This window comes from Nocardioides sp. (assembly GCF_029937575.1).
GTDB lineage: Bacteria > Actinomycetota > Actinomycetes > Propionibacteriales > Nocardioidaceae > Nocardioides.
This window is the reverse complement of sequence record NZ_JAPYPS010000009.1, coordinates 13,684-38,069: the sequence shown is the minus strand read 5'-3', so window position 1 is coordinate 38,069 and position 24,386 is coordinate 13,684. Positions and strand designations below refer to the sequence as shown.

Below are 24,386 nucleotides of genomic sequence, written 5' to 3'. Positions count from 1 at the left end.
CTCCCCTGACAGGTTCGCCGATAATGGACATTATGTCAAGTAACACGGACGGAGGGCTCGGTGAGCGGCGTCGCGGCAAGCGTCCGCAACCGCGCGACGAGTGCGTCCAGCCAGCGACCGACGGAGTGGTGAGCCTCGGGCGTCTCCGGGTAACGACACCGCAGGTGCAGGCCTGACTCGTTGAGCACGAACCACAGCATCACGCCGTCGGTGCGGGTCACCGCGCCGACGAACTGCGCGGCCAGCGCCGGGTCGGTGGTCACCGGGAGTCGGCCGAGATCGAGCCAGGAGATCGCGAACATCCCCGGCGCCGCCGGCATCCCGCCGTACGACGCCAGCACGTCGGCCAGCGCCCAGGAGCCCAGCCGCATCGCCTCCTTGACCGCCTCCCCGGCGGCCACCGGGTCGGGGTCGGTGGACTCGACGACCGAGTTGGTGATGAACCAGCCCACGGAGTCGTGCCAGCCCGCGTCGTAGCGGCTGTGGACGGGAAAGACCGCCCGCAGCGGCTGGCCGGCGAGCTCGGCGGTCACCTCGGTCATCGCAGCCACGACCACGGGCAGCAGGCGGACACCGTGGGCGCGACCGAAGGCGACGAGACCGGAGACCTGAGCGGAGCCGAGGACGTCGCGCACCTCCACGACCTCGGCCACGGGCTCCGCCAGGTCGCCCAGCGGCAACGGGAAGCACGGCATGACTCCCCCGCAGGCTCCGAGGATCTCGTGCCACCGCTCCCGCACGTCCGCGGGCGCGCGAGGCCGGGACTCCAGCTCCAGTGTGTGCTCCTCGAACCCACGCGCCGGCGGCAACGCCGCTGCTCCGGCCGGTCGGCGGAACTCGGCCAGCAGGTCGCGCAGCACGACGAGCAGCGACCACATGTCGACGTGCGCGTGGTCGGCCCCGATCACGACGACCGGGCGCCCGTCGCCCGACTCGACGAGACACAGCCGGTGGGACGGACGACCGTACGGCGTGCAGCCGGCGTCGAGCACCTCGCGCAGGACGTCGCGGGTCAGCCGTCCGGGGGCGACCTCGTGCTCGCGCCACTCCCCTGGGCCGACCTCGACGTCGTGGAGGCTCGGCTGCGGATCACCGGGCGAGAACACGCTGTGCAGGGTGCCGTGGCGGCGCACGACCGCGACCCAGGCCTGCGCGAGTCGTCGCTGGGTCGCGTCGGTCGGCAGGCAGAACGCGATCGCCATCCACGAGCCCGGCCGCTCCCCGGCCCCCACGTGGCGAGCCTGGTCGAAGGAGACCGGGATCGGGTCGCCACCGCCGGTCACCTCGACCGTGTAGCTGTACAGCCGCCCCTGCGGCAAGCCCATCCGGGCGACGTTGGTCAGCCGCATCGCCGTACTCTAGGGGTTCGACCCCGCCACCGACCCCGGAGTCACCGTGTCTTCACTCACCGTTCCAGGCGCCGTCATCGACTTCGACCTGAGCGGTGAGGACGCGAGCGGTCCGGTCGTCGTGCAGCTGCACGGTCTCACCTCCAGCAGGACCCGGGACCGGGTCCTCGGTCTGGACCTCGGACGCGAGTTCTCGGGCCGGCTGCTGCGCTACGACGCACGCGGGCACGGGCACTCCACCGGGCGCCCCGTGCCCCAGGACTACGTCTGGGAGCGCCTGGCCGACGATCTGCTGGCGCTGCTGGACGACGTCTGTCCCGGGGAGGCGGTCCACGGTGTCGGGCCCTCCATGGGCACCGGCACCCTGCTCCACGCCGCGATCCGGGAGCCGGGACGGTTCCTCGGACTCACCCTGGTCGTGCCGCCCACGGTCTGGGAGTCCAGGCGCGCCCAGGCCGGCACCTACGAGAGCCAGGCCGCGCTGGTGGAGGCACACGGCATGGACGCCCTCGTCGCGCTGGGGCGGGAGGCGGCTTCTCCTCCGGCGGCCCCGGCGGCACCACCGACCCAGCCGGACGTCTTGCAGGAGCTCCTGCCGAGCCTGCTGCGCGGCGCGGCGCTGGCGGACCTGCCGACGGCCGAGGCGGTCGCCGAGGTCCTCGTGCCCACGCACATCCTCGCGTGGGCCGACGACCCGACCCACCCGCTCAGCACCGCGAACGCGCTGCACGAGCTGCTGTCGGGCAGCACGCTGACCGTGGCCTCGAAGGCGGAGGAGGTCGCAGCGTGGCCGGCGCTGCTGTCCGCGCAGGTGCTCGCGACCGCCGGGTCTGCCTAGGCTCTAGGCCTCGGCGACCCCGGCCCTCGAGCCCTTCGCGCCCCACGCACCCGAGACAAGCGTGTCGGCCAGCTCGACACCGTCGTACTCCATGACGAACGCCCACGCGAGCTGCGCGGAGACGCCCAGCTGCTTCAGGTGGTCGAGCGCCGCCCAGACCTTGGTCTCCACGACGCCGTGGGCGCGCAGCAGCAGCTCGATGTCGGCGTGAGTGGCCAGCTCGGGTCGACGCGCGACGTGGCGCAGTCTCCGGGAGTCTCGACCGAAGACCGAGGCCACACGGGCGCGAAGGGACAGCAGGCGGAGCTTCATGGGGGGATCTCCTCTGACAGGATGACGAGTCGCAAGTCTTTCAGGATCGTGGGCAGCGCGTGGCAATTTGCGACAGCTCCCCCTGTGCCGCCTCGCCGTGCGACCGTCGCCGACGCCTTCGCACCCCTCGTGACCGCTGCCCAGCGCTCGTGGCTCAGGCCGGACGGGTCCTGACCAGCACACCGATCTTGTCGATGCGGTGCTCGGGGTTGTCGAACTCGTCGGACCAGTAGTTGCCCTCCGCGTGGTCCTCGGGGGTTCGACACGTCGACAGGGTGATCATCGCCCGGGTGGCGCTCACCCCGGGACGCCCCGGAACCTCGGCGCGCTGGGCGCGGAGGGACGCGGGCTCACGGAACGACGTGATCCTCGTGCGCCGCACGCGATAGACGTACGTCGTGCGCCCGGCCGTGACCAGCACGCGATCACCTCGCTCGAGGTCGGGGAGGAACTCGAAGATCCGCGTCGAGGACGTCCGGTGGCCGGTGACCTGGTAGTTGCCCACTCCCCCGGGGCCGGTGCCGCCCTCGGGTCCGGTCGGGCTCGCCACGATGCCGGTGTTCTGGATCGCGTGGCCTCGCGCGTCGTCGGTGCGACCGACGTACGAGCGCACCTCCAGCTCGGTGATCGCGAGCTCGGGGATGCTGAGCCGCGCGTCGCGTGCCGTGCCGTCGCTGGGCTGCACGGCCGGCTCGGGCGGCTCGGGCGTCGGGCTCGGGGCGGGTGCTGGAGTCGTGGCAGGCGACGCGGGGTCCCCCGTCGCCGCGGTCTCCCGAGACGCCGGGGCCGCCTGCTCACCCTCGGCGCACGCGGCGAGGACGGCGCCCAGGGTGAGAGCCGCGACCGCTGCCAGCGATCGGGCTCTCCCCTGGGTGCGTGTCATTGCTCCAGCGTAAGGACGCCCGGTGACACCAGCGGCGTCAGCGGCGTCAGGAGCCGAAGCTCCCCCGCGTCGCCTGCGGGCCGGGGACGGGACGCGAGACCACCTCGGAGGTGCGCACGCCCAGTCCCTCGATCTGTACGCGCTTGCCGTTGCGGGTCTTGATCTTCACGACACCGCTCGTGGGCGAGGAGAACTTCGTGATGCCGCTGAGCTTGCGCACCTTGGTGTTCTTCGACTTCGTCTTGATGGTCCGCAGCTTGGTCTTGCCGAGGAACACGTCCACCGCGCCGAGCCCGGGGGCCTGCCGGTAGATCAGCGCCATCGAAACCGCGTCGGTCACCCGGAGCTTGAGCCTGGAGCCCTTGTCGGCGACCTCCAGGTAGGTGCCGCGGAACGAGCCGTCGCTGCTCGTGCGGTCCCAGGCCTTCTTGACGTTCTTCAGCTTGCGGTCGTTGAAGGGCACCGAGAAGCGTCGGGTGGCCGGGGTCGCATCGGTGTTGCCCGCTGCGTCCGTCGCCGCGACCGCGAAGTCGTAGGTGCCAGGCTTCACGCCACGCGCCGTCACCGACCCGTCGGCCGGACACTCCCCCGCCCGCGTGCCGAGGGAGCAGGAGTACGACGCACCCGGCTCCGACTCGTAGGCGAAGTCGATCGCCCGGTCCAGGGCGAAGCTGCCCTTGCGCGGCCCGTCGGTGATCGTGGTCTCGGGCGGCGTCGTGTCGGCCACGACGTCGTCCTGCTCGACGCTCACCGACGTGTCGGCCCCCGAGGCACCGACGTAGCGTCCCGCGACGTCCAGCGCGACGCTGTAGGTGCGACCGTCGTCGGCGGGGAACGTCGCGGTCACCGTGCAGGTGGCGCTACCCACACCAGGCGAGGTCTGGGCGACCGGGGCGGCCTCGCACAGCGTGGTCTGCGTGGTCGTGTCGGTGAAGGTCACCGTGGCTGTCGTGACGTCGCCCGAGGCACCGTCGTCGGAGGCGGTGACCTGCGCGCTCATCTCCACCGGGGTGGTCCCTGACGTTGCCGGCGCGGTGACCGCCGTGTCGCCGGTGTAGACGACGTCGGCCTCCTCGCGGGTCACCTCGACCGTGAGGTCGGCTGTCGCGTCGGTCGCCGCGCCGTCGGAGACCGTGGCGGTGACCGCGAACGAGCCGGGCTCGGCGGTGGCCTCGCCGACGACCTCGAAGGTGGCGGTGCCGGGCAGCACACCATCCTCGGACGCAGCCGTCCTGACGAGGCTCAGGCCCTCGGGGAGACCGGTGGCCGACGCCGTGATGTCGCCACCCTCGACGGTGGCGGACTCGGCGCTGAGTACCGGCGCCGGGTCGACCGCGTCGGAGTACTGCACGCTGAACTCGCCGTCGACGGCCGTGCCGCTCAGGGTGAGCGACGGATCGGGGTCGTCGGCCTCGATGGTGATGTCGGCATCGTTGATGTCGAAGAAGTAGTTGTCGACAGCAGCCACCTTCACCCGAGCCTCCGTCGTGGAGACGTTCGGCCAGGTGATGTCCACGCTGCCGTCGTTCGGCGTCGACTCGAGCAGCGTGATCGGGTAGGTCCGTCCGCCGTCGGTGGACAGGGTGATGGTGACGTCGTCGGCGAGGCCCAGCGTGTCGGTGCGCGCGGCGTCCCAGTCGATCGTGCCGGCCCCGCCACCGGCCACCGTGGTGGCGTCCGCCTGGGAGTCGACCAGGAAGGGGCCGGCCAGGGCGCTGACGGTCAGCTCGGTGTCGGCGAAGCTGGTCCCGCCGTCGTACCCGATGTCACCGCCGAGGTCGCGGGCGGTGAGACGGAAGTTCATCGTCCGGTCCAGGGCGCCACCCAGGTAAGTGGCCGTCGGCAGCATCTCGGAGTAGCACTCCAGGACCGGGCCGTCCTCCAGCGCTTCCTGGGCCACGGAGGCCGGGCAGAAGCCGGTCTCGGCATTGGTCGAGCCAGCGATGACCTGCTCGATGTCGGGGAACGTACGGGTCGGTGTCGTGCCCGCCGCGTTCTGACCGGGCGAGAGGTACGTGATCGAGTCCTCGAGGCTCACGTCGGCATAGGCGCCGAAGACGCGGAACAGCGGACCGGATACTCGACCGTTGCTCGGAAGGGGTGTGCCGACGCCGACGAGGCTGATGCCGGGGCCTTCGTCGTTCTGCTCCCACAGGTAGAGCAGGTCGCCGCCGTCGACGTCCTCCCCCGCTCCGGTCAGCTCGAACGGGGTCTGTATCGGGATCGTGCGCGCCTCGGGGGCGGTGACGGTGGGGACGTGGTTGTCAGAGACGACCGAGCTGTTCCCTCCGTTGGCGGCGGGGCCGCCCTGTCGGACGTCGTTGACCACGGCTGCGAAGTCGCCCGCGAGGACCTCGAGCGTCGGGTTGGCGATCGCCGTACCGGCCAGCGCTCCGGAGAAGGTCAGCTGGAAGCCCGTGGTGTCGAAGCCGCCGGCGTCGAAGTGGGCGGCGACGGTGACCGTGGCTCCGGTGACGGCCTCGACAGCGGCCTTGATCCCGGTCGTCGAGTAGTTCGTGCCGTTGGTGATCGGGGCAGTCACGCCGTAGTCCGCGAAGTCGAGCCGGAAGGAGTCGACGGCACCGAAGTCGGTGAGCAGGACCGACTCGATCTCGTTCAGGTCGGCGAAGGAGCTGAGGACGTGGTCGCCGATCTCGGTCTGGCTCCGCTGGCTGAAGTAGGGGTCGGTGTGCGGCTGCAGGTCGTCCTGGGCGCAGATGCCGGCGTAGGCCATCACCGACGAGCCGGAGCCGGGCTCGACGGAGGTGTCGGCGTTGCGGTTGGTGGCCGCGCAGCTGCCGTTGAGGCCGTTGAAGGTGTGGTTCCCGGCGAACTGGTGGCCGATCTCGTGGGCCACGTAGTCAATCGCGTAGAAGTCGCCGACGGGGAACGGCAGCCCGGTGCAGCCGCGCGCCTTGCCGTCCAGTCCGACGACGCCGAGGGCGGCGATGCCTCCGCCGTTGATGCCCAGGCCGATGTGACCCACGTCGAAGTTCTCGGCGCCGATCACCTGTCCGAGCACGAGCCGGTTGCGGTTGAGCAGGTCGCTGGAGCAGCCGTCAGTCTCGATCGCCGCGTCGTAGCAGGCGGTGGCGCCGCACGGCCCTCCTGCCTCGAAGGCGTCGGCCGCGGTGTTGAAGTTGGTCTTGTCGGTCTCGTCGACGAGCACCATCTGCAGGGACGTGTCGTCGCCGTAGATCTGGTTGACCCGGTTCATCAGGGTCACCTTGGCGGCGGTGACCAGGAGGTTGAACTCCTCGTCCGTGGTCGCGTCGGGTGCGAAGTAGGCGGAGTAGGACGGGTCGGTGGCGAAGGCGATCCGGTAGGTCCGCGCCGTCACGGCGTTGCCGGGTCCCTCGCCGATCCGCGGTGCCTCGGCGCCCTTGACCAGGCGGCCACCGCCGTCGGTGGGAATCGCCTCCGGCTCGATCAGCGGCTTCTCCGGCGCCGGGAGGGCGCGGCCGTCGTAGGAGAGGTACGGCGCCTCGGCGCCCTGATCCGCGCCGATGTAGGCGGGATCGACATACCAGGAGCCGCTGGCGCCGCGCACGGAGGCGTGGAAGCCGAGCGGGGTGGTGTCGAGGCGGATGCTGGCCGGCGGCCCGGTGATGCTGCGCCCGGCGTACGTCGAGATGTCGGGGCGGGCTGCGGCCAGACCGGGCTCCATCACCTCGACCTCACGCACCGCGAAGCGGACCAGCTCGCCGCTGGGCGCGGGGATGGAGATCGTCGCGGGCGTGGCCCTCGCCCGGGCTGCTGGCGGGCTGGCCGCCAGGCGCCGGCCGAGCTCAGGCAGGTCGAGCCGGTAGGCGGCGTAGGTGCTGGGGTCGACCGACCTGGCCATGCCGTCGCGCTCGGCGGGAAGGGCCTCGGAGATCGGGCTCCACAGTCCCCCGACCAGCGATGGGGCCACCTCGGAGGGCGCGGCGTCGACGGGCGCGGTCGCGCCCGGGACGACGGCGAGCGCCGCCATCGCGGTCGCCCCTCCGGCGAGGGTGCTGAGGAGACGACGGGAGAGACGACTGGCGATCACTGAAGGTGGTCCTCACGAGACGATGGGCGCTGCACGGCGGGGGGCCGTCGTGAGGGACAACGTGACTCATCCTCTCCGGCTACGGGGGCGAAATCACAATTTTGTTACGGCCCGGACACGGGGAGGAGCAGGGTTCTTACTGCCGGGGGTATAGCTCCTCGTGCGGCGTCACACGAGGTCGAGGCGCGGCACGACCCGCTCGCACACGGCGGTGGTCCACGCGACGGGGTCCTCGTCGGCGGGACCGACACAGACCGTGTCGATGCCCAACGCGGCGTAGGTCTCCATCTCGCGCAGGAAGCCGTCCGGGTCTCCCGCGGGGTCGGCCATCAGGATGATCGACTTCTCGATCGCGTCGTAGTCGGTGCCGAGGGCCTCGCAGTGCCGGCGCAGCACGTCCAGCTTGTGGGCGACGGCGTCGGTCGACTCGCCGAACAGGTTGCACATCTGGGCGTACTGGGCGACCAGGCGCAGGGTCTTGCGCTCCCCCGATCCGCCGACCAGGATCGGGGGGTGCGGGTCGCCGTACGGCGGCGGGACGTTGACGGTCTCGGCCAGCTGGAAGTGAGCACCGTCGTACGGGCCGTCGTTCGGACTCCACATCTGCAGGCACACCTGGAGCGTCTCCTCGAGCCGCTCGAAGCGCTCCGAGGTCGACGGGAAGGGGATGCCGAGACCGGCGTGCTCACGGTCGTACCAGGCCGCGCCGATGCCGAGCATGGCGCGGCCGCGGGAGAGCCGGTCCAGGGTGGTGACGGTCTTGGCGAGCAACCCGGGATGGCGGTAGGTCACCCCCGTCACCAGCAGGCTGAGCCGCACCCGCTCGGTCACCGCGGCGAGGTAGCCCAGGGTCGTGTAACCCTCCAGCATGGGTTGCTCGGGGCCGCCGAGGTTCTCCATCTGGAACCAGTGATCCATCACCGTGAAGAGCGAGACACCGCCCTGGTCGGCGACCCGCGCGGTCTCGGTGAGCCGGTCCTCGAGGGTCGTGGCCCAGTCGGGGTGGGTGAAGTTGGCGTAGTGCACTCCCAGTCGCATGTACCCGACGGTAGCCACCACCGCCACCCCCCTAGGATCGTGCGCATGGTGAAGCGGTTCAGCGGCGTCGTGGCCGCACTGGTGCTGGTGCTCGGCGTGACGGCCTGTGGGGACGACAACGACGGCGGCGACCCGACGAGTGCCGCGGACCCGAGCAGCGCCTCGCGCACCCACTCCCCCCAGCCCAGCGACGCCGCCGGAGCGAGCTGCACCTACGTGCAGACCACCTCGCCGTCGAAGACCGTCGACCCGCCGGCCGAGACCGCGGCCTACAACGGGAGCGTCGAGGCGACCCTGGCGACCAACGTCGGCGACGTCGACGTGACCCTGGACGCCGCGGCCGCCCCGTGCACGGTCAACTCGTTCACCTCGCTCGCCTCCCAGGCCTACTTCGACGACACCACCTGCCACCGCCTGACCACCTCGGGCATCTTCGTGCTGCAGTGCGGCGACCCGGACGGCACCGGCGCCGGCGGGCCGGGGTACTCGTTCGCCGACGAGCTGAGTGGCGCGGAGACCTACCCGGCCGGCACGCTCGCGATGGCCAACGCCGGGCCCAACACCAACGGGTCGCAGTTCTTCCTGGTCTACGAGGACTCCCAGCTGCCCGCGGCCTACACGGTCTTCGGCGAGGTCAGCCCCGACGGCCTCGAGGTGCTGCGCAGCCTCGCGGAGAAGGGCACCGCGGACGGCAGTGGCGACGGCGCCCCCGCCGACCCGGTCGACATCGACTTCGCCGAGATCGGCGACGCCACCCCGGGCGACCCCGCACAGCCGACCTCGCCGGCGACGGAGGCGAGCTGCACCTACAGCGAGGACGGCTCGGGCTCCGCCGACGTACCGCCCTCGGAGCCGACCGAGACGACCGAGGTCTCCGCCCGCATCCGCACCTCGGCCGGCGTCATCCCGGTGACCCTGGACGCCGCGAACGCCCCCTGCACCGTCAACTCGTTCCTCTCGCTGGCCGACCAGAGGTTCTTCGACTCCACGACGTGCCACCGGCTCACCACCGAGGGGCTGCGCGTCCTGCAGTGCGGCGACCCGACCGGCACCGGCGCCGGCGGTCCCGGCTACTCGTTCGCCGACGAGCTCGACGGCACCGAGACCTACGGCAAGGACACCCTCGCCATGGCCAACGCCGGGCCCAACACCAACGGCTCGCAGTTCTTCATGGTGTACGGCGACTCGCAGCTCTCCCCGGCCTACACCGTCTTCGGCTCGATCGCTCCCGCCGGGCTGAAGGTGCTGAACAAGGTCGCGGCCGCCGGCGTCAAGGGCGGCGGCGGGGACGGTCAGCCCAAGACGACCGTGCGGATCAGCGGCGTCACGGTGGGCTGACCGGCCCGCACCCGAACGACGTGCCGCTCAGCTCCTCGGAGCGGCACCACAGCTTCTTGGCGAGGTCGGGGTCGAGCGCCGCACGGCTGCGTCCGACCGCCGTCGGTCGGCCGCGCATCTCGCGCAGCTTGCCGGGACCGACGTAGGTGTTGCCCGGGACGTCCATCGTGGCGGCGTAGAGCGTCGACAACGCCCCTTCGGCCGGGCTCATCCCGACCAGGCCATGGCCCCACCCGCCGACGGCCGTCGCCCACCCGCGTCCGGTGTGCCCGGTGATGCCCGTCGCCGTGCTGCCCGGGTGTGCCCCGGTGGCCCGCAGCGTCGACCCGGCAGCGGTCAGGCGCCGCTGCAGCTCGGCGAGGAAGAGCAGGTTGGCCAGCTTGGACTGGGCGTAGGCGGCGAAGGCCGCGTAGCCGCGACGGCTCCAGTCGAGGTCGTCGACGTCGAGCTCGGCGCGGCGGTGGGCGATCGAGCTGACCACCACGACGCGGTCGGTGAGGCGATCGAGCAGCAGGTTGGTGAGAGCGAAGTGCCCCAGGTGGTTGGTGGCGAAGTGCAGCTCCACACCGTCGGGGCTGTGCGAGAAGGGGACTCCCATGACCCCGGCGTTGTTGACCAGGACGTCGACCGCGCCCACCTCGGCGGCGAAGGCGCGCACCGACGACAGGTCGGAGACGTCGAGGGCGCGGACCTCGGCCTCCCCCGGCCCGGTGAGGTCCGCGGCGGCCCGCTCGCCCCTGTCGGGGCTGCGGCACGCGAGGACGACGTGTGCTCCGGCGCCGACCAGGGCCCTCGCGGTCTCGAGGCCGACCCCGCTGTTGGCACCGGTCACCACGAAGCGGCGGCCCACCTGCGGGGGTATGCGAGCGCTCATGGTCTCAGCGTGGCATGCGCCACATCGACACGCCCGGAAAGCCACTGCCCTTGAACGCAGGGCCCAGGTCCGCAACGGTGGAGGAGTCCTGAACTTCCAACGGAAGGCGAGCCATGCTCACCCTCACCGAGAACGCCAGCACGATCGTCCGCGAGATCACCACCCAGCCCGGGCTCCCCGAGTCCGCCGGGCTGCGCATCACCAGCGAGGGCGACCAGTCGTCGTTCGCGATCGCGGCCACCGACAACCCCGAGCCCGCCGACAAGGTCGTCGAGCAGGCCGGAGCCACGCTGTACCTCGACGAGCAGGCTGCCGTCGTCCTGGACGACAAGATCCTCGACGCCGCCGTCGACGAGCAGGGCCAGGTCGAGTTCGCGCTCGCCGTACAGCCCTGATCTCTCGCGCGCTCAGCGCTGAGCATCGACGAGCCCCCGGCCATCCGGCCGGGGGCTCGTCGCGTCCGCGGACCCACCTGGCAGGATCGAACGAATGACCACCACCACGCGCGAGATCCACCTCGCCTCACGTCCTCAGGGCACGCCCGTCGCCGACAACTTCCGTACGGTCGAGACCACCCTGGAGGCCCCGGCCGAGGGCCAGGTACTGGTGCGCAACTCCGTGCTGTCGGTCGACCCGTACATGCGCGGGCGGATGAACGACGTGAAGTCCTACGTCCCGCCGTTCGCGCTGGACGCTCCCCTCGAGGGTGGCGCCGTCGGCGTCGTCGAGGAGTCCGCCTCGGAGTCCGTGCCGGTCGGCACCGTCGTGCAGCACATGGCCGGGTGGCGTGAGCACGCCCTGCTTCCCGCCGGCGAGGTGCGCGCCCTCGACACGACGCTGGCCCCGGCCTCCGCCTACCTGGGCGCGCTCGGCATGCCCGGCCTGACGGCGTACGCCGGTCTGACCGCCATCGGACGGCTGCGTGAGGGCGAGACGGTCTTCGTCTCCGGTGCCGCCGGTGCCGTCGGCTCCATCGCGGGCCAGGTCGCCAAGAAGCTGGGAGCCGCGAAGGTCGTCGGCTCGGCCGGCACCGCGGAGAAGGTCAGCTGGCTGACCGACGAGCTCGGCTTCGACGCCGCCTTCAACTACCGCGACGCGTCGGTGGCCAAGCAGCTGGGCGCCCATGCGCCGGTGGACGTGTACTTCGACAATGTCGGCGGGGACCATCTCGAGGCCGCGATCTTCCACATGGCCGACTTCGGCCGCCTCGCGCTGTGCGGGGCCATCGCCGGGTACGACACCACCGAGCCGCTCCCCGGACCGCGCAACATGATGATGGCCATCCAGAAGCGCCTGACCCTGCGCGGCTTCATCGTCACCGACCACGCCGACCTGGCCGGCGAGTTCTACAAGACCGTGGGTCCGTGGCTGGCCTCCGGCGAGGTGACCTACCGCGAGACCTTCGTCGACGGGCTCGACCAGACCGTCGACGCGTTCCTCGGACTGGGCACCGGCGCGAACGTCGGCAAGATGCTGGTCCGACTCTGAGGGAGCTGCGCCGGGCCGACACCAAGGTCGGCGACTCGATTGCCACTGGGCCACGCAAAGGTCCTCCTGCCGTTGCTGGCCTTGCGGTCGACGACTCACGAGTCGGTTGCCGCGCGCGGATCGCGTCGGATGAGTGAGTCGACCGCCTACGGCAGGGTCGTGTGCCTGAGACCGGTCCATGCACCGGGCTCGGGCACACGACTCGCCGGCTACGCCTACGACCCCGACTCGACGTACGGGCACTACTGGGTGCAGGACTTCGCCTCGCCGAGGTGAGCAGTTGGCCACGGTCCTAGGGTGGGCGGGGTGAGTGCCACCCAGAGTCTTCGTCAGACCGAGGCCCAGGAGCGCTTCGACCTCCTCGACGTCACGTCGTACGACGTCAGCCTCGACCTCGCCGCGAGCGAGACGACCTTCGCGTCGGTCACCCGGGTCGAGTTCGAGAGCCGGGGCGGGGCGACCTTCCTCGACCTGAAGCCGACCCACCTGGCTTCGGTGCGTCTCAACGACCGGTCCCTGGACGTGGACCTCCTCGACCGTGGACGCTTCCCGCTGGACACGGTGGCCGGCCACAACGTGCTTGTCGTCGAGGCGACGATGCCGTTCCGCAACGACGGCGAGGGCCTGCACCGCCACGTCGACCCGGTCGACGCGAAGGCCTACGTCTACGGGATGAGCTTCATGGACGCGGCGCCGACGATCTTCGCCTGCTTCGACCAGCCCGACCTCAAGGCGCCGTACACCTGGCACGTGCGCGCACCCGAGGACTGGATCGTCGTCGGCAACGCGCCCGCGACGGGTGGGGACGGCGAGTGGGAGCTCGGCCCGACGCAGCCCCTGTCGACGTACTTCGTCACGCTCGTCGCGGGCCCGTACCACCTGCTGCGCTCCGAGCACGACGGCATCCCGCTGGGCCTGAGCTGCCGGGCCAGCCTCGCGGACGCCCTCGACGCGGACGCCGACGAGCTCTTCGAGATGACCGGTCAGTGCTTCGACGAGTTCCACCGGCTCTTCGGCATCCGCTACCCGTTCGGCGACTACCACCAGGCGTTCGTGCCCGAGTTCAACGCCGGAGCGATGGAGAACCCCGGCTGCGTCACCTTCCGCGACCAGCTCGTCTTCGACACCCGCGTCACCCGGGGCCTGCGAATCCAACGCGCCACCACGATCGCGCACGAGATGGCGCACCAGTGGTTCGGCAACATCGTGACGCCGAAGTGGTGGGACGACCTCTGGCTCAACGAGTCCTTCGCCGAGTACATGGGCAACCGGGTGACCGCGGACGTCACGCAGTACGACGACGCCTGGACGCACGTGTCCTGGTCACGACGGCAGTGGGGCCTGGGCGCCGACCAGAAGCCCAGCACTCACCCGGTCGCCGGCAACGGTGCCGAGGACGCGCTCCTGGCCCTGCAGAACTTCGACGGCATCTCGTACGCCAAGGGCTCGAGCATCCTCAAGCAGCTCGCCACCAGCCTCGGTGACGAGGTCTTCGTCGCGGGCGCGATCGACCACTTCACCCGCAACCGGTTCGGCAACGCCACGATGCACGACCTGTTCGCCAGCTGGGAGCGTGCCGGGGCCGGTGACCTCTCCGGCGTCACCGAGCAGTGGCTGCGCACCGCCGGCGCCGACGTCCTCCGACTCGACCGAGCCCGTGCGGTGCTCGAGCGCCGCTCCCCCGCCGAGCACCCCGCCGAGCGCACCCACCGGCTCCCCATCCTGCGGCTCCCCGACGGCGGGGAGACGGCGCTCGACGTGACGAGCGACGAGACCCCGCTGCCCGCCGAGACCCTGGCCGGGGCGAGCGAGGCGACCGCCCTGGTGATCGACCCGCGAGAGGAGAGCTGGGGGGTCTACGTCCCGGACGCCACCACGGTGCGCGCCCTGGTCGACGTCCTGCCGGAGGTCACCGACACCCGCGTGCAGGCCGCCATCTGGAATAACCTCAAGAGCGGGTTCTCCGTCGCCGCGATCGACCCCGACGCGGTGGTCGACCTGCTCGAGGCGCGGCTGCCCGTCGAGGACACCGAGGACACGCTGCGCCAGACCAAGCCGTGGGTGATGGGTGAGGTCGTCCCGGCCGCTTCCCCCGGAGCCCTGGCGCGGATCCACGTCGCGGCGCGTGACCGCCTCGCCGAGACGCAGGCCGGCGACGAGCTCCAGCTCTCGTCGTTCCGCTGGGTGGTCAGCACCACCGACGACCCGGCTCGCCTCCATCGGTGGCTCGCCGGGTCCGACCTGCCCGATGGCATCGACCTGGACGTCGACCTGCGCTGGCGACTCCTCACCCAGCTCGCCGTCCTCGGCGACACCGACCAGGCGACGCTCGACACCGCGCTGGCCGACGAGCCGACAGTCTTCACCCAGGTGATGCACAGCCGCGCCGTGGCCTCGCTGCCCACGCCCGAGGCCAAGGCCTGGGCCTGGGCGCGGTTCACCGGTGAGGTCTCGGTGGCCAACTACGAGCTCGAGGCCGCCGGCCGCGGTCTGTGGCGAGCCGGACACGAGGACGTCACCCACCCCTACGTCCAGCGCTACGTGACCGACCTGGCCGGCATCGCCGACGTGCACAGCGGCTGGATGCAGGCCGTCGTCGCCGAGGCCTACTTCCCGGCGTCGCACGTCGACGAGGCCTCCTTGGCCCTGCTGCGCCCCCTGGCCGACGATGACGCCCTGCCCGGCGCCGTACGCCGCAGGGTGGTCGATCAGCTCGACGCTGCCCACCGCAAGCTCGCCGTGCGTGCTGCGTTCCCGAAGCACTGACCATGCCCGTGGACGAGCGAGCACGCAGGCCTGGACCCACCACCCGGGTCCGCGTCACCGAGTCAAGGGCCCAGCGCACCAGCGAGCGCGAGGACCGGTTGATCACCGAGGAACCGCTGGAGGTACGCCTGGAGTGGCCCGGCGCCCCCGCCAGACGCGTGTGGGTCACGATGCGGACCCCCGGCCACGACTTCGAGCTGGCGGCCGGGTGGGCGGTCCACGAGGGTCTCGTCGCCGCTCCCGGTGGGGTCGCCGGTGTCGCCTACTGCACTGACGCAGCACTGAGCCCCGAGCAGGACTTCAACGTCGTGACGGTGGCCCTGGACAGGGCACCCGACCACGTCCCGCACCAGTACGAAGCACTCTCCGCCGGCTCGTCGGCCTGCGGGGTCTGCGGCACCGACAGCATCGACGCCGCCCTGACGAGGATGGCCCCCGGCTGGGCCGGCGAGCTGCCCTCCCCCGAGGTCGTACGCCGGCTGCCCGCCGTGCTGCGGGAGGGGCAACGCCTGTTCGACCGCACCGGCGGGGTGCACGCCGCCGCGCTCGTCACCGCAGCGGGCGAGCTGCTCGTCGCCCGCGAGGACGTCGGCCGCCACAACGCTGTCGACAAGGTCACCGGGGCGCGAGTGCTCGCCGGCGAGTCGCCGGCCGCGGCCTGCCTCGTGGTGAGTGGCCGCATCGGCTACGAGCTGGTGCAGAAGGCGCTCGCCGTGGGGACCGGCAGCCTGGTCGCCGTCGGGGCTCCGACGAGCCTCGCCGCGTCGCTGGCCAGGCGAGGGGGCCTGGCGCTCTACGGCTTCACCGCGGCCGACCGGACGGTCCGTTACGCCTGACACAGCCCCCGTCCCGGCGTGGGTCCGACGGGTTGTCGGTGGCCGCACCTAGCGTGCTGGAGGTGCGCATCCTCCACACCTCCGACTGGCACCTGGGTCGGTCGTTCCATCGCGAGGACATGCTCGAGCACCAGGCCGCCTACGTCGACCACCTGCTCGACGTGGTGGCGACCGAGCGGATCGACCTGGTCGTCGTCGCCGGCGACATCTACGACCGCGCCCTGCCGCCGGTCGACGCCGTCCGCCTGGCGGACGAGGCGCTCGTCCGCCTCGCGCACTCGCGCGCCACGGTGGTCCTGACCAGCGGCAACCACGACTCCGCTCAGCGCCTGGGGTTCTCGGCGCGGCTGATCGATGCGGCCGGCGTGCACCTGCGCACCAACGCCTCGGCGGTGGGGACCCCGGTGTTGCTGGAGGACCAGCACGGCCAGGTGGCGGTGCACGGGATCCCCTATCTCGACCCCCACGCGGTCGCGGAGCCCTGGGGGCTGGACAGGCGCTCCCACCAGGCAGCTCTCTCCGCGGCCATGGACCGGGTCGGTGGCGACCTGGCGCAGCGCCCGGGGGCGCGCTCGGTGGTGCTCGCCCACGCGTTCGTCGCCGGCGCCACGCCCAGCGACTCCGAGCGCGACATCAGCGTCGGCGGCGTCTCCCGGGTCTCCACGTCGCTCTTCGACGGCATCGACTACGCCGCGCTCGGGCACCTGCACGGTGCCCACGTACTCGACAACCACCTGCGCTACAGCGGCTCCCCTCTCGCCTACTCCTTCTCCGAGACCGACCACCGCAAGGGCTCCTGGATCGTCGACCTCGGCGCGCCCGGGACACCGGTTGCCGTCGAGTTCGTCCCGGCCCCGGTCCCGCGCGCCCTGGCCCGTCTGCGCGGCACCATCGAGTCGCTGCTCACCCATCCCGCGCACACCGCGCACGAGGGCTCCTGGATCGAGGCCACGCTCACCGACCCGGTCCGCCCCCTGGCGGCGATGGAGCGGCTGCGCAAGCGCTTCCCCCACACCCTGATCCTGGGCTTCGACTCCCCGCGCTCGACCATGGGCGCCCCCACGGCCGGTGCCACCTACGCCCGCAGCGACCGGCAGATCGCCCACGACTTCATGGTCGACCTGCGCGGCGAGGACCCGACCGACGGCGAGGTGCAGGTCCTCTACCGAGCGGTCGACGCGTGCTGCGACACCGACGAGACCGGACGGGAGGGCGGCGACATGATGATCGACGACGAGCGCCCTCCCCGCGACGAGGAGGCCGGATGAGGCTCCACGTGCTCGAGATGGAGGCCTTCGGCCCGTTCGCCGGTGCGACGCGCGTCGACTTCGACACCTTGTCCGAGGCCGGGCTGTTCCTGCTCTCCGGTGCCACGGGTGCCGGCAAGACCAGCGTCCTCGACGCGGTCTGCTTCGCGCTGTACGGCGACGTGCCCGGCGACCGCAGCGCGGCCAAGCGGCTGCGCTGCGACCAGGCCGAGCCGTCGGTCGCGCCCCGTGTGCACCTCGAGGTCACGCTCGGAGTACGCCGCTTCCGCATCGAGCGCAGCCCTGCGTGGGACCGCCCCAAGCGCCGGGGTGCCGGCACGACCCGGCAGCAGGCCTCGGTCACGATGTCGGAGCTGCGCGGCGGCGCGTGGACGGCGCTGTCGAGTCGCGTCGACGAGACCGGTGACCTCGTGGGACGTCTCGTGGGCATGAGCCTCACCCAGTTCACCCAGGTCGCGCTCCTCCCGCAGGGCCGTTTCCAGACGTTCCTGCGGGCAGGCTCGGACGAGCGACACCAGCTCTTGCAGCGACTCTTCCGGACCGGGCGGTTCGCCGAGGTGGAGCGCTGGCTGCGGGAGCGACGCCTCGAGCTCTCCCGGGCCGACCAGCAGCAGCACCGCGCCGTGGCCGAGGTCGTGAGCCGGGTCAGCGAGGCCGCCGCCACGCCGCTCCCCGACGACTGGGACATCCAGGACCTGGGGCCCGTCGCCGATGCCGACCGGCTGACCCGGTGGGCCGAGCACCTCCACGCACTGGCTGCCGAGACGGCGGCACTGCGCGCCACCTCGGCCCAGGACGCCGCACGCAGCGAGCAGACGGCGCGCACCGAGCTCGAGGCCGCCCGTGCGGACGCTGCTCGGCGCCAGCGCTACGACACCGCCCGCGCGGAGCTCGCCCGCCTCGATGCGCGCGCCGAGGACCACAGCCGGGCCGTGGAGACCCTCGCGGCAGCGCGACGTGCCGCTGGCGTCGTACCCCTCCAGCGGCATGCGGAGACCCGCGCCGGCGCGGCCGCTCGGGCCCGCGTCGCCGCCGAGGCCGCGGACACCGCACTGTCGACCCACCTCGCTGTCGCCGACGACCTCCCCCACCCCCTCCCCGGCACCCTTCTGGAGGAGGCCGCCGCGCAGGCCGGAGACGCGGCGGCCGCGGCGCGCGCCCTTCTTCCCCGAGCCGCCCGCCAGGAGCGCGCGCGAGCCGAGCTCGTCGAGACCCGCCGCACCCTCGAGAGCCTGACCACCGACCTGGCCGGCACCCGGGCCGAGCAGGCGGCGCTACCCTCGCGGTTGGCATCCCTGCGCTCCTCCGTCGCGCTCGCCAGCGACGCGCGTGCGCGCATCCCCGCGCGCCTCGAGAGGATCGCGGCACTCACCGGGCAGGTCGATGCCCACGCCGTTGTCGTCCGTCTCGGCGCGGAGCTCGCGACCGCTCGCCAGGAGTGGCTCGCCGCGCGGGAGGTGGCGCTCAGCCTCAAGGAGGACCTCATCTCCCTGCAGCAGGCCCGCGTCGAGGGCATGGCCGCCGAGCTCGCGGGCGCCCTGGCCAGCGGGTGCAGCTGTCCAGTGTGCGGCTCCGGGGTCCACCCGGCGAAGGCATCGGCGGCGCCGGGTGCCCCGGACGCCGCCGCCGAGAAGCACGCTCGCGCAGCGGCGGACGACGCCGCCATGGTCGAGACCGCCTTCGACGCCAAAGTCCGTGAGGTCGAGGCGTCGTTGGCCGCCGCGACCGCGCGCGCCGGGGAGACCTCGGTGGGCGACGTGCGACAGCAGATCGCGAACCAGCAAGTCGACCTGCGCCAGGACCGCGCCGCAGCAGAACAGCTGGTGGCGCGCCAGGCTGCGCTCGACGACGCCGAGCAGGCCGCCGACCGACTGGGGTCCCGCCTGGCCCAGCTGAGCGCCGAGGAAGCCCGCGCGCAGTCGCGCGGGGTGGCGCTCACCTCGGAGCTCGACACGTGGGAGAGCGAGCTCGCAGCGATCCTGGACGACACCGGGCACCACGACCTCGCGACGCTGGTGGCGCACCACGAGCGCACGATCACCCTGGCTCGCGCCGCCCTTGCCCGACGCGCTGAGGTCACGGCCGCCGAGCGTGAGCTCACCGAGTCGGAGTGGTCGGCCCGGGCCGCCGCTCTGGAGGTCGGCTTCGACGATGCGGCACACGCCATCTCCCACGCCCGCACCCCTCGCGACGTCGCCGAGCTGGAAGGCTCCGTCGAGACCCACCTGCGCAGGCTGGCAGCGGTGAGCGAGGTCCTTGCCGAGCCCGGCGCCGCACTCCAGCAGGATCCGCCGCACCAGTCTCTGGACGAGCTGGTCCACGACCACGCGTCGGCGATGGAGAGACGTGACGACACCGGCGCCGCCCTGCGGGTAGCGGTGGCGCGCGAGCAGCGCCTGGCCAGCCTCGTCGGCGATCTCGGCACCCGGGTGACCGCCTGGGCGCCCCTGCGCGAGGAGCTCGCCCTGACCACCGGGTTGTCGTCGTTCGTGGAGGGCAAGTCCGCCGACAACCAGCTGCGCATGCGGCTCTCCGCCTACGTCCTGGCCTACCGGCTCAGCCAGGTCGTCGACGCCGCCAACGAACGACTGGCGACGATGAGCGACCAGCGCTACTCCCTGGAGCACACCGGGCACCGCGGCGCCGGCGAGACGCGCGGAGGCCTCAGCCTCCTGGTGCGTGACGACTGGTCGGGCGAGACCCGCGACCCCGCGACGTTGTCCGGCGGCGAGACGTTCGTGGTCTCCCTGGCCCTCGCGCTGGGCCTCTCCGACGTGGTGGCGCACGAGAGCGGCGGCGCCTCGCTCGACACCCTCTTCGTCGACGAGGGATTCGGCTCCCTGGACGCCGACACCCTGGACGACGTGATGGACACCCTCGACTCGCTGCGCGACGGTGGTCGGGTCGTGGGCGTGGTCAGCCACGTCGCCGAGATGCGCGACCGGATCCCCACCCAGCTGGTCGTCACGAAGGCCCGGGGCGGCTCATCGGTACGGCTCCGGCACGATGGGCCCCGTGACCCCTCGCACTGACACGCACTACGACCTGGCAATCATCGGGAGCGGCTCCGGCAACTCGATCGCGGACGAGCGGTTCGGCGACCAGCGGGTCGCCCTCCTCGAGAAGGGCGTCTTCGGCGGCACCTGTCTCAACGTCGGTTGCATCCCCACCAAGATGTTCGTCTACCCGGCCGATCTCGCGCTGGGTGCCGAGCACGGCGACCGGCTGGGAGTCGAGACCCGCCTGGAGCGGGTGCGCTGGCCCGAGATCCGCGACCGCGTCTTCGGACGGATCGACCCCATCTCCGCGGGGGGACGGCACTGGCGGATCGAAGGCACCCCCAACGTGACGCTCTACGAGGGACACGCCCGGTTCGTCGGGGAGCGCACCGTCGACACCGGCACCGGCACGACGATCACGGCCGACCAGGTCGTCATCGCGACCGGCTCCCGCGCAACCATGCCCCCGGTCGTCGGCCTCGACACCCTGCCCGAGTCCCGGGTCCACACCAGCGACACGATCATGCGCCTCGACAGCCTCCCGGACCGGGTGCTCATCATCGGCGGCGGCTTCGTCGCCGCCGAGTTCGCCCACGTGTTCGGTTCCTTCGGCGCCGGCGTGACCATCGCCAACCGGTCCGGGGCATTGCTGCGCGCCGAGGACGACGACATCTCCGCCGCCTTCACCGCTGCCGCGCAGTCACGCTGGGACGTCCGGCTCGACACGCACGTGAGTCGGCTCGAGGAGCACTCCGGGGCGATCCGGGCGCACCTGAGCGACACCAGCACGGTCGACGTGGACGTCGTCCTGGTCGCGACGGGGCGGGTCCCCAACGCCGACGACCTGGGTCTCGAGCACGCCGGCATCCGGATCGATGCCACCGGCACGATCCTCGTCGACGAGCATCAGCGCACGACCGCCGACGGCGTCTGGGCCCTGGGCGACGTCGCCAACTCCTTCCAGCTCAAGCACGTCGCCAACCACGAGGCGCGCGTCGTGCAGCACAACCTCCTGCACCCCGACCACCTCGAGAGCACGCGTCACACCGCCGTCCCGAGTGCGGTGTTCTCCTCCCCGCAGGTGGCCAGCGTCGGGCTCACCGAGCGCGAGGCGCTGGCCCAGGGCGTGCGCCACGTCGTCAGCCGCCAGCAGTACGGCGACACGGCGTACGGCTGGGCCATGGAGGACACCGCCAGCTTCGCCAAGGTGCTCGCCGACCCCGACACCGGACTGATCCTCGGGGCGCACTTCCTCGGACCCCAGGCGTCCAACCTGATCCAGCCGATCATCGCCGCGATGAGCTTCGGGCAGCCCGCCCACGAGTTCGCCCGCGGCCAGTACTGGATCCATCCCGCGCTGGCCGAGGTCACCGAGAACCTCCTCCTCGGGCTCCCCGATCCACGGTAGGTTCGCCGCATGAGTGGACTCGATCCCACCTTCGTCGACCTCCCCTACCGCAGCCTCGGCGACGCGGCGCTGTCCCGGGCCCGTGCCCTGGGGGTGTCCCACGCCGACTTCCGCTTCGAGCGCGTGCGCTACCAGAGCCTGTCGGTGCGTGACGGCGTCCTGCAGAACGCCTCCGACACCGAGGACCTCGGCTTCGCCGTCCGCGTTATCCATCGCGGGTCGTGGGGGTTCGCCTCGGGGGTGGTCCTGACACCCGAGGAGGCCGCGCGCGTCGCGGAGACGGCCGTCGCGGTCGCGACCGTCGCCGCCGACATGACCAGCACTCCGGTCGAGATCGCCGACGAGCCGGCCTACGACGACGTCACCTGGGTGAGCGCCTACGAGGTCAACCCGCTCCAGGTCCCGGTGGCCGAGAAGGCCTCGCTCCTGATCGACTGGACCGAGCGGCTGCGCACCGGCGCTGCCGTCGACCACGCCCGTGCCTTCTGCGAGCAGGTCCAGGAGAACAAGTACTACACCGACCTCGCGGGCACCACGACCACGCAGCAGCGCGTCCGGATGATGCCAGGCTTCGAGGCGATGGGTGCCGGCGCCGACACCTTCGACTCGATGGCCAGCATCGCGCCGCCCGTGGGTCGCGGGTGGGAGTACCTCCGCGGCCCCGCCGAGGGCGGCATCCATGACTGGGACGAGGAGATCGAGCAGGTCCCCGAGCTGCTGGCCGAGAAGCTCAAGTCCCCCACTGTCGTCGCCGGCACCTACGACCTCGTGATCCACCCCAGCAACCTGTGGTTGACGATCCACGAGTCGATCGGGCACGCCACCGAGCTCGACCGGGCCCTGGGCTACGAGGCCAACTACGCCGGCACGTCGTTCGCGACTCCCGACCTGCTCAACAACCTCCAGTACGGTTCCCCCGTCATGCACGTCACCGGTGATCGGACCGTCGAGCACGGACTGGCCACCGTTGGCTTCGACGACGAGGGCGTGCAGACGCAGTCGTGGGACATCGTCAAGGACGGGTTGTTCGTCGGCTACCAGCTCGACCGGCCGATGGGCGTGATGCTGCCCGAGCTCAACCAGCTGGACGGCAACGGCCGATCCAACGGCTGCGCCTACGCCGACTCACCCGGTCACATCCCCATCCAGCGGATGGCCAACGTCTCCCTCCAGCCCTCCCCCGCAGCTGACGGCGGCCCGAGCACCGAGGAGCTGATCGGCCGTGTCGACGACGGCCTGTACGTCGTGGGTGACAAGTCCTGGTCGATCGACATGCAGCGCTTCAACTTCCAGTTCACCGGGCAGCGCTTCTACAAGATCACGAACGGCGAGCTCGTCGGCCAGGTCCGCGACGTCGCCTACCAGGCCACCACGACCGACTTCTGGCGCTCGATGGAGGCCGTCGGCGGACCCGACACCTGGGAGCTCGGCGGAGCCTTCAACTGCGGCAAGGCCCAGCCCGGCCAGGTCGCCGCAGTCAGCCACGGCTGTCCGACCGCGCTCTTCCGCGACGTCCGCATCCTCAACACCCTCGAGGAAGGCAGCGCATGAGCCCCCAGCGCACTGCACTGGTCCCCCAGTCCCTCGTCGAGCACGCGGTGTCGACGTCGATTTCGGACGACTGCATCGCGATCGTGCGCGACCAGACCAGCGCCAACCTGCGCTGGGCCAACAACACGCTGACCACCAACGGCGTGATGCACGGGGTCTCGGTCACGATCATCTCCTTCGTCCACGTCGCGGGGGGCGTGGCCACCGGTTCGGTCACCGGCAGCGCCAGCGACCAGGCCCAGGTGACCGCTCTGGTGGAGGCGGCCGACGCCGCGGCGCGAGCGGGTGCCCCCGCCGAGGACGCGCACCCCCTCGTCGACGACGCCCCGAGCGCCGAGGACTGGGACGAGGCGCCCGTCCCCACCGACATCGGCGTCTACTCGTCCTTCGCGCCGGCCCTGGGCGAGGCCTTCGGGCGTGCCGGCGCCGCCGAGCGGATCCTCTACGGGTTCGTCAACCACGAGATGACCACGACGTACGTCGGCTCCACCACCGGTCTGCGCCTGCGCCACGTCCAGCCGACCGGTCACTACGGCTGCACGGCGAAGAACACCGCCCTGACCAACAGCGCCTGGGTCGGCGGAGCCACCCGGGACTTCGCCGACGTCGATGCGCTCGAGATGGAGGAGGCCGTCGCGACCCGCCTGGGCTGGGGAGAGCGCCGCGTCGACCTGCCCGCCGGACGCTACGACACGATCCTCCCGCCGTCGGCCGTTGCCGACCTGATGATCGACGCCTACTGGTACGCCGGGGCGCGCGATGCCCACGACGGGCAGTCGGTCTACAGCCGTCGCGGCGGGGGCACTCGGATCGGCGAGACGATCACCGCGCCGGGAGTCAACCTGTACTCCGACCCTGCCTACCCCGGCCTGCAGTGCGCGCCGTTTGCTCTCGCCTCGTCCTCGGGCAACGACGCATCCGTCTTCGACAACGGTCTCCCGCTCGCCCGCACCGACTGGATCCGCGACGGCCAGCTGCGCTCGCTGCTCCAGACCCGCTTCTCGGCCGGGCTCACCCAGCAGCCGGTCACGCCGGCTGTGGACAACCTCGTCCTCGACGTCGACGGCGCCACGTCCTCCCTCGACGACCTGGTCGCCGGGACGGACCGAGGCCTCCTGCTCACCTGCCTGTGGTACATCCGCGAGGTCGACCCGCAGTCGCTGCTGCTCACCGGACTGACCCGCGACGGGGTCTACCTGGTCGAGGACGGTGAGATCACCGGCGCGGTCAACAACTTCCGCTTCAACGAGAGCCCGGTCGACCTGCTCCGCCGGTTCAGCCACGCCTCGACGACGGCGCCGAGCTTCAGCCGGGAGTGGGGAGACGACTACTTCTCCCGGACCGCGACGCCGGCGCTGCGGGTGCCTGATTTCAACATGTCCAGCGTGTCCCAGGCCCTGTGACA

18 protein-coding genes are annotated in these 24,386 nt (G+C 71.8%); 12 read left to right on the top strand and 6 right to left on the bottom strand.

Annotated features, from left to right (window positions below; all coding sequences use genetic code 11):
• Positions 1-35: 35 nt before the first annotated feature.
• Positions 36-1,349 (bottom strand): peptide synthetase, encoded by a 1,314-nt coding sequence (locus tag Q1K33_RS05430; RefSeq protein WP_300401453.1) that lies wholly within the window; start codon positions 1,347-1,349, stop codon positions 36-38.
• Between the two features lie 46 nt (positions 1,350-1,395).
• On the opposite strand from Q1K33_RS05430, the gene Q1K33_RS05425 reads away from it, so the two are divergent.
• A complete protein-coding gene (locus Q1K33_RS05425; protein ID WP_300401452.1) occupies positions 1,396-2,187 on the top strand; it encodes an alpha/beta hydrolase in 792 nt (263 codons plus the stop codon).
• 3 nt (positions 2,188-2,190) lie between these two features.
• Here Q1K33_RS05425 and Q1K33_RS05420 read toward each other — a convergent pair whose 3' ends face one another.
• The 4 genes from Q1K33_RS05420 to Q1K33_RS05405 all read right to left on the bottom strand — a co-directional run bounded on the left by Q1K33_RS05420 (position 2,191) and on the right by Q1K33_RS05405 (position 8,453).
• A complete protein-coding gene (locus Q1K33_RS05420) occupies positions 2,191-2,499 on the bottom strand; it encodes a hypothetical protein (RefSeq protein ID WP_300401450.1) in 309 nt (102 codons plus the stop codon).
• A 154-nt stretch (positions 2,500-2,653) separates the two neighbouring features.
• Entirely contained in the window at positions 2,654-3,382 is a 729-nt protein-coding gene (locus Q1K33_RS05415) for a class E sortase (RefSeq protein WP_300401448.1), read from the bottom strand.
• Positions 3,383-3,428: 46 nt separating this feature from the next.
• Positions 3,429-7,415, bottom strand: a complete 3,987-nt coding sequence (locus tag Q1K33_RS05410) for a M12 family metallo-peptidase (protein WP_300401446.1) — start codon at positions 7,413-7,415, stop codon at positions 3,429-3,431.
• A 168-nt stretch (positions 7,416-7,583) separates the two neighbouring features.
• The gene (locus tag Q1K33_RS05405; RefSeq protein ID WP_300401444.1) at positions 7,584-8,453 is read right to left on the bottom strand and encodes an LLM class F420-dependent oxidoreductase; all 870 of its coding nucleotides are present in this window, start codon (positions 8,451-8,453) and stop codon (positions 7,584-7,586) included.
• A gap of 45 nt (positions 8,454-8,498) precedes the next feature.
• Here Q1K33_RS05405 and Q1K33_RS05400 point away from each other — a divergent pair, with 45 nt between their 5' ends.
• A complete protein-coding gene (locus Q1K33_RS05400) occupies positions 8,499-9,791 on the top strand; it encodes a peptidylprolyl isomerase (RefSeq protein ID WP_300401442.1) in 1,293 nt (430 codons plus the stop codon).
• Here the strand turns inward: Q1K33_RS05400 and Q1K33_RS05395 are convergent.
• Complete coding sequence (locus Q1K33_RS05395; RefSeq protein WP_300401440.1) at positions 9,778-10,665, bottom strand: oxidoreductase; 888 nt, start codon at positions 10,663-10,665, stop codon at positions 9,778-9,780. The genes Q1K33_RS05400 and Q1K33_RS05395 overlap by 14 nt on opposite strands.
• Positions 10,666-10,778: 113 nt before the next feature.
• Here Q1K33_RS05395 and Q1K33_RS05390 point away from each other — a divergent pair, with 113 nt between their 5' ends.
• The 10 genes from Q1K33_RS05390 to Q1K33_RS05345 all read left to right on the top strand — a co-directional run bounded on the left by Q1K33_RS05390 (position 10,779) and on the right by Q1K33_RS05345 (position 24,384).
• Positions 10,779-11,060 carry a Fe-S cluster assembly protein HesB gene (locus Q1K33_RS05390; protein ID WP_300401438.1) on the top strand — a complete coding sequence of 94 codons (282 nt, stop codon included), beginning with the start codon at positions 10,779-10,781 and terminating at the stop codon, positions 11,058-11,060.
• 94 nt (positions 11,061-11,154) lie between these two features.
• Positions 11,155-12,153 (top strand): NADP-dependent oxidoreductase, encoded by a 999-nt coding sequence (locus Q1K33_RS05385; protein WP_300401436.1) that lies wholly within the window; start codon positions 11,155-11,157, stop codon positions 12,151-12,153.
• A gap of 129 nt (positions 12,154-12,282) precedes the next feature.
• Positions 12,283-12,429 carry a hypothetical protein gene (locus Q1K33_RS05380; RefSeq protein WP_300401434.1) on the top strand — a complete coding sequence of 49 codons (147 nt, stop codon included), beginning with the start codon at positions 12,283-12,285 and terminating at the stop codon, positions 12,427-12,429.
• A 30-nt stretch (positions 12,430-12,459) separates the two neighbouring features.
• Positions 12,460-14,919, top strand: coding sequence for an aminopeptidase N (pepN, locus tag Q1K33_RS05375; protein ID WP_300401432.1), 2,460 nt, complete (start codon positions 12,460-12,462; stop codon positions 14,917-14,919).
• A gap of 2 nt (positions 14,920-14,921) precedes the next feature.
• Entirely contained in the window at positions 14,922-15,755 is an 834-nt protein-coding gene (locus tag Q1K33_RS05370; protein ID WP_300401430.1) for a formate dehydrogenase accessory sulfurtransferase FdhD, read from the top strand.
• Between the two features lie 62 nt (positions 15,756-15,817).
• Positions 15,818-17,023 carry an exonuclease SbcCD subunit D gene (locus Q1K33_RS05365; protein WP_300401428.1) on the top strand — a complete coding sequence of 402 codons (1,206 nt, stop codon included), beginning with the start codon at positions 15,818-15,820 and terminating at the stop codon, positions 17,021-17,023.
• Positions 17,020-20,055: an SMC family ATPase gene (locus Q1K33_RS05360; protein ID WP_300401426.1), complete on the top strand. Its 3,036-nt coding sequence runs from the start codon at positions 17,020-17,022 to the stop codon at positions 20,053-20,055. Before Q1K33_RS05365 ends, Q1K33_RS05360 begins: the two co-directional genes overlap by 4 nt.
• Positions 20,039-21,430 carry a mycothione reductase gene (locus tag Q1K33_RS05355; protein WP_300401424.1) on the top strand — a complete coding sequence of 464 codons (1,392 nt, stop codon included), beginning with the start codon at positions 20,039-20,041 and terminating at the stop codon, positions 21,428-21,430. Before Q1K33_RS05360 ends, Q1K33_RS05355 begins: the two co-directional genes overlap by 17 nt.
• A gap of 9 nt (positions 21,431-21,439) precedes the next feature.
• Positions 21,440-22,981 carry a TldD/PmbA family protein gene (locus Q1K33_RS05350; RefSeq protein ID WP_300401422.1) on the top strand — a complete coding sequence of 514 codons (1,542 nt, stop codon included), beginning with the start codon at positions 21,440-21,442 and terminating at the stop codon, positions 22,979-22,981.
• Positions 22,978-24,384 carry a metallopeptidase TldD-related protein gene (locus Q1K33_RS05345; protein ID WP_300401420.1) on the top strand — a complete coding sequence of 469 codons (1,407 nt, stop codon included), beginning with the start codon at positions 22,978-22,980 and terminating at the stop codon, positions 24,382-24,384. Before Q1K33_RS05350 ends, Q1K33_RS05345 begins: the two co-directional genes overlap by 4 nt.
• The last annotated feature ends 2 nt before the right edge of the window (positions 24,385-24,386 follow it).

Bases quoted from the DNA above. Each gene is read 5' to 3' on its own strand.
- Q1K33_RS05345 (WP_300401420.1), top strand. From the start codon at position 22,978: ATGAGCCCCCAGCGCACTGCACTGGTCCCCCAGTCCCTCGTCGAGCAC.
- Q1K33_RS05360 (WP_300401426.1), top strand. From the start codon at position 17,020: ATGAGGCTCCACGTGCTCGAGATGGAGGCCTTCGGCCCGTTCGCCGGT.
- Q1K33_RS05350 (WP_300401422.1), top strand. From the start codon at position 21,440: ATGAGTGGACTCGATCCCACCTTCGTCGACCTCCCCTACCGCAGCCTC.
- Q1K33_RS05415 (WP_300401448.1), bottom strand. From the start codon at position 3,382: ATGACACGCACCCAGGGGAGAGCCCGATCGCTGGCAGCGGTCGCGGCT.
- Q1K33_RS05395 (WP_300401440.1), bottom strand. From the start codon at position 10,665: ATGAGCGCTCGCATACCCCCGCAGGTGGGCCGCCGCTTCGTGGTGACC.
- Q1K33_RS05405 (WP_300401444.1), bottom strand. From the start codon at position 8,453: ATGCGACTGGGAGTGCACTACGCCAACTTCACCCACCCCGACTGGGCC.
- Q1K33_RS05385 (WP_300401436.1), top strand. From the start codon at position 11,155: ATGACCACCACCACGCGCGAGATCCACCTCGCCTCACGTCCTCAGGGC.
- Q1K33_RS05400 (WP_300401442.1), top strand. From the start codon at position 8,499: ATGGTGAAGCGGTTCAGCGGCGTCGTGGCCGCACTGGTGCTGGTGCTC.
- Q1K33_RS05390 (WP_300401438.1), top strand. From the start codon at position 10,779: ATGCTCACCCTCACCGAGAACGCCAGCACGATCGTCCGCGAGATCACC.
- Q1K33_RS05420 (WP_300401450.1), bottom strand. From the start codon at position 2,499: ATGAAGCTCCGCCTGCTGTCCCTTCGCGCCCGTGTGGCCTCGGTCTTC.
- Q1K33_RS05430 (WP_300401453.1), bottom strand. From the start codon at position 1,349: ATGCGGCTGACCAACGTCGCCCGGATGGGCTTGCCGCAGGGGCGGCTG.
- Q1K33_RS05380 (WP_300401434.1), top strand. From the start codon at position 12,283: ATGAGTGAGTCGACCGCCTACGGCAGGGTCGTGTGCCTGAGACCGGTC.
- Q1K33_RS05370 (WP_300401430.1), top strand. From the start codon at position 14,922: ATGCCCGTGGACGAGCGAGCACGCAGGCCTGGACCCACCACCCGGGTC.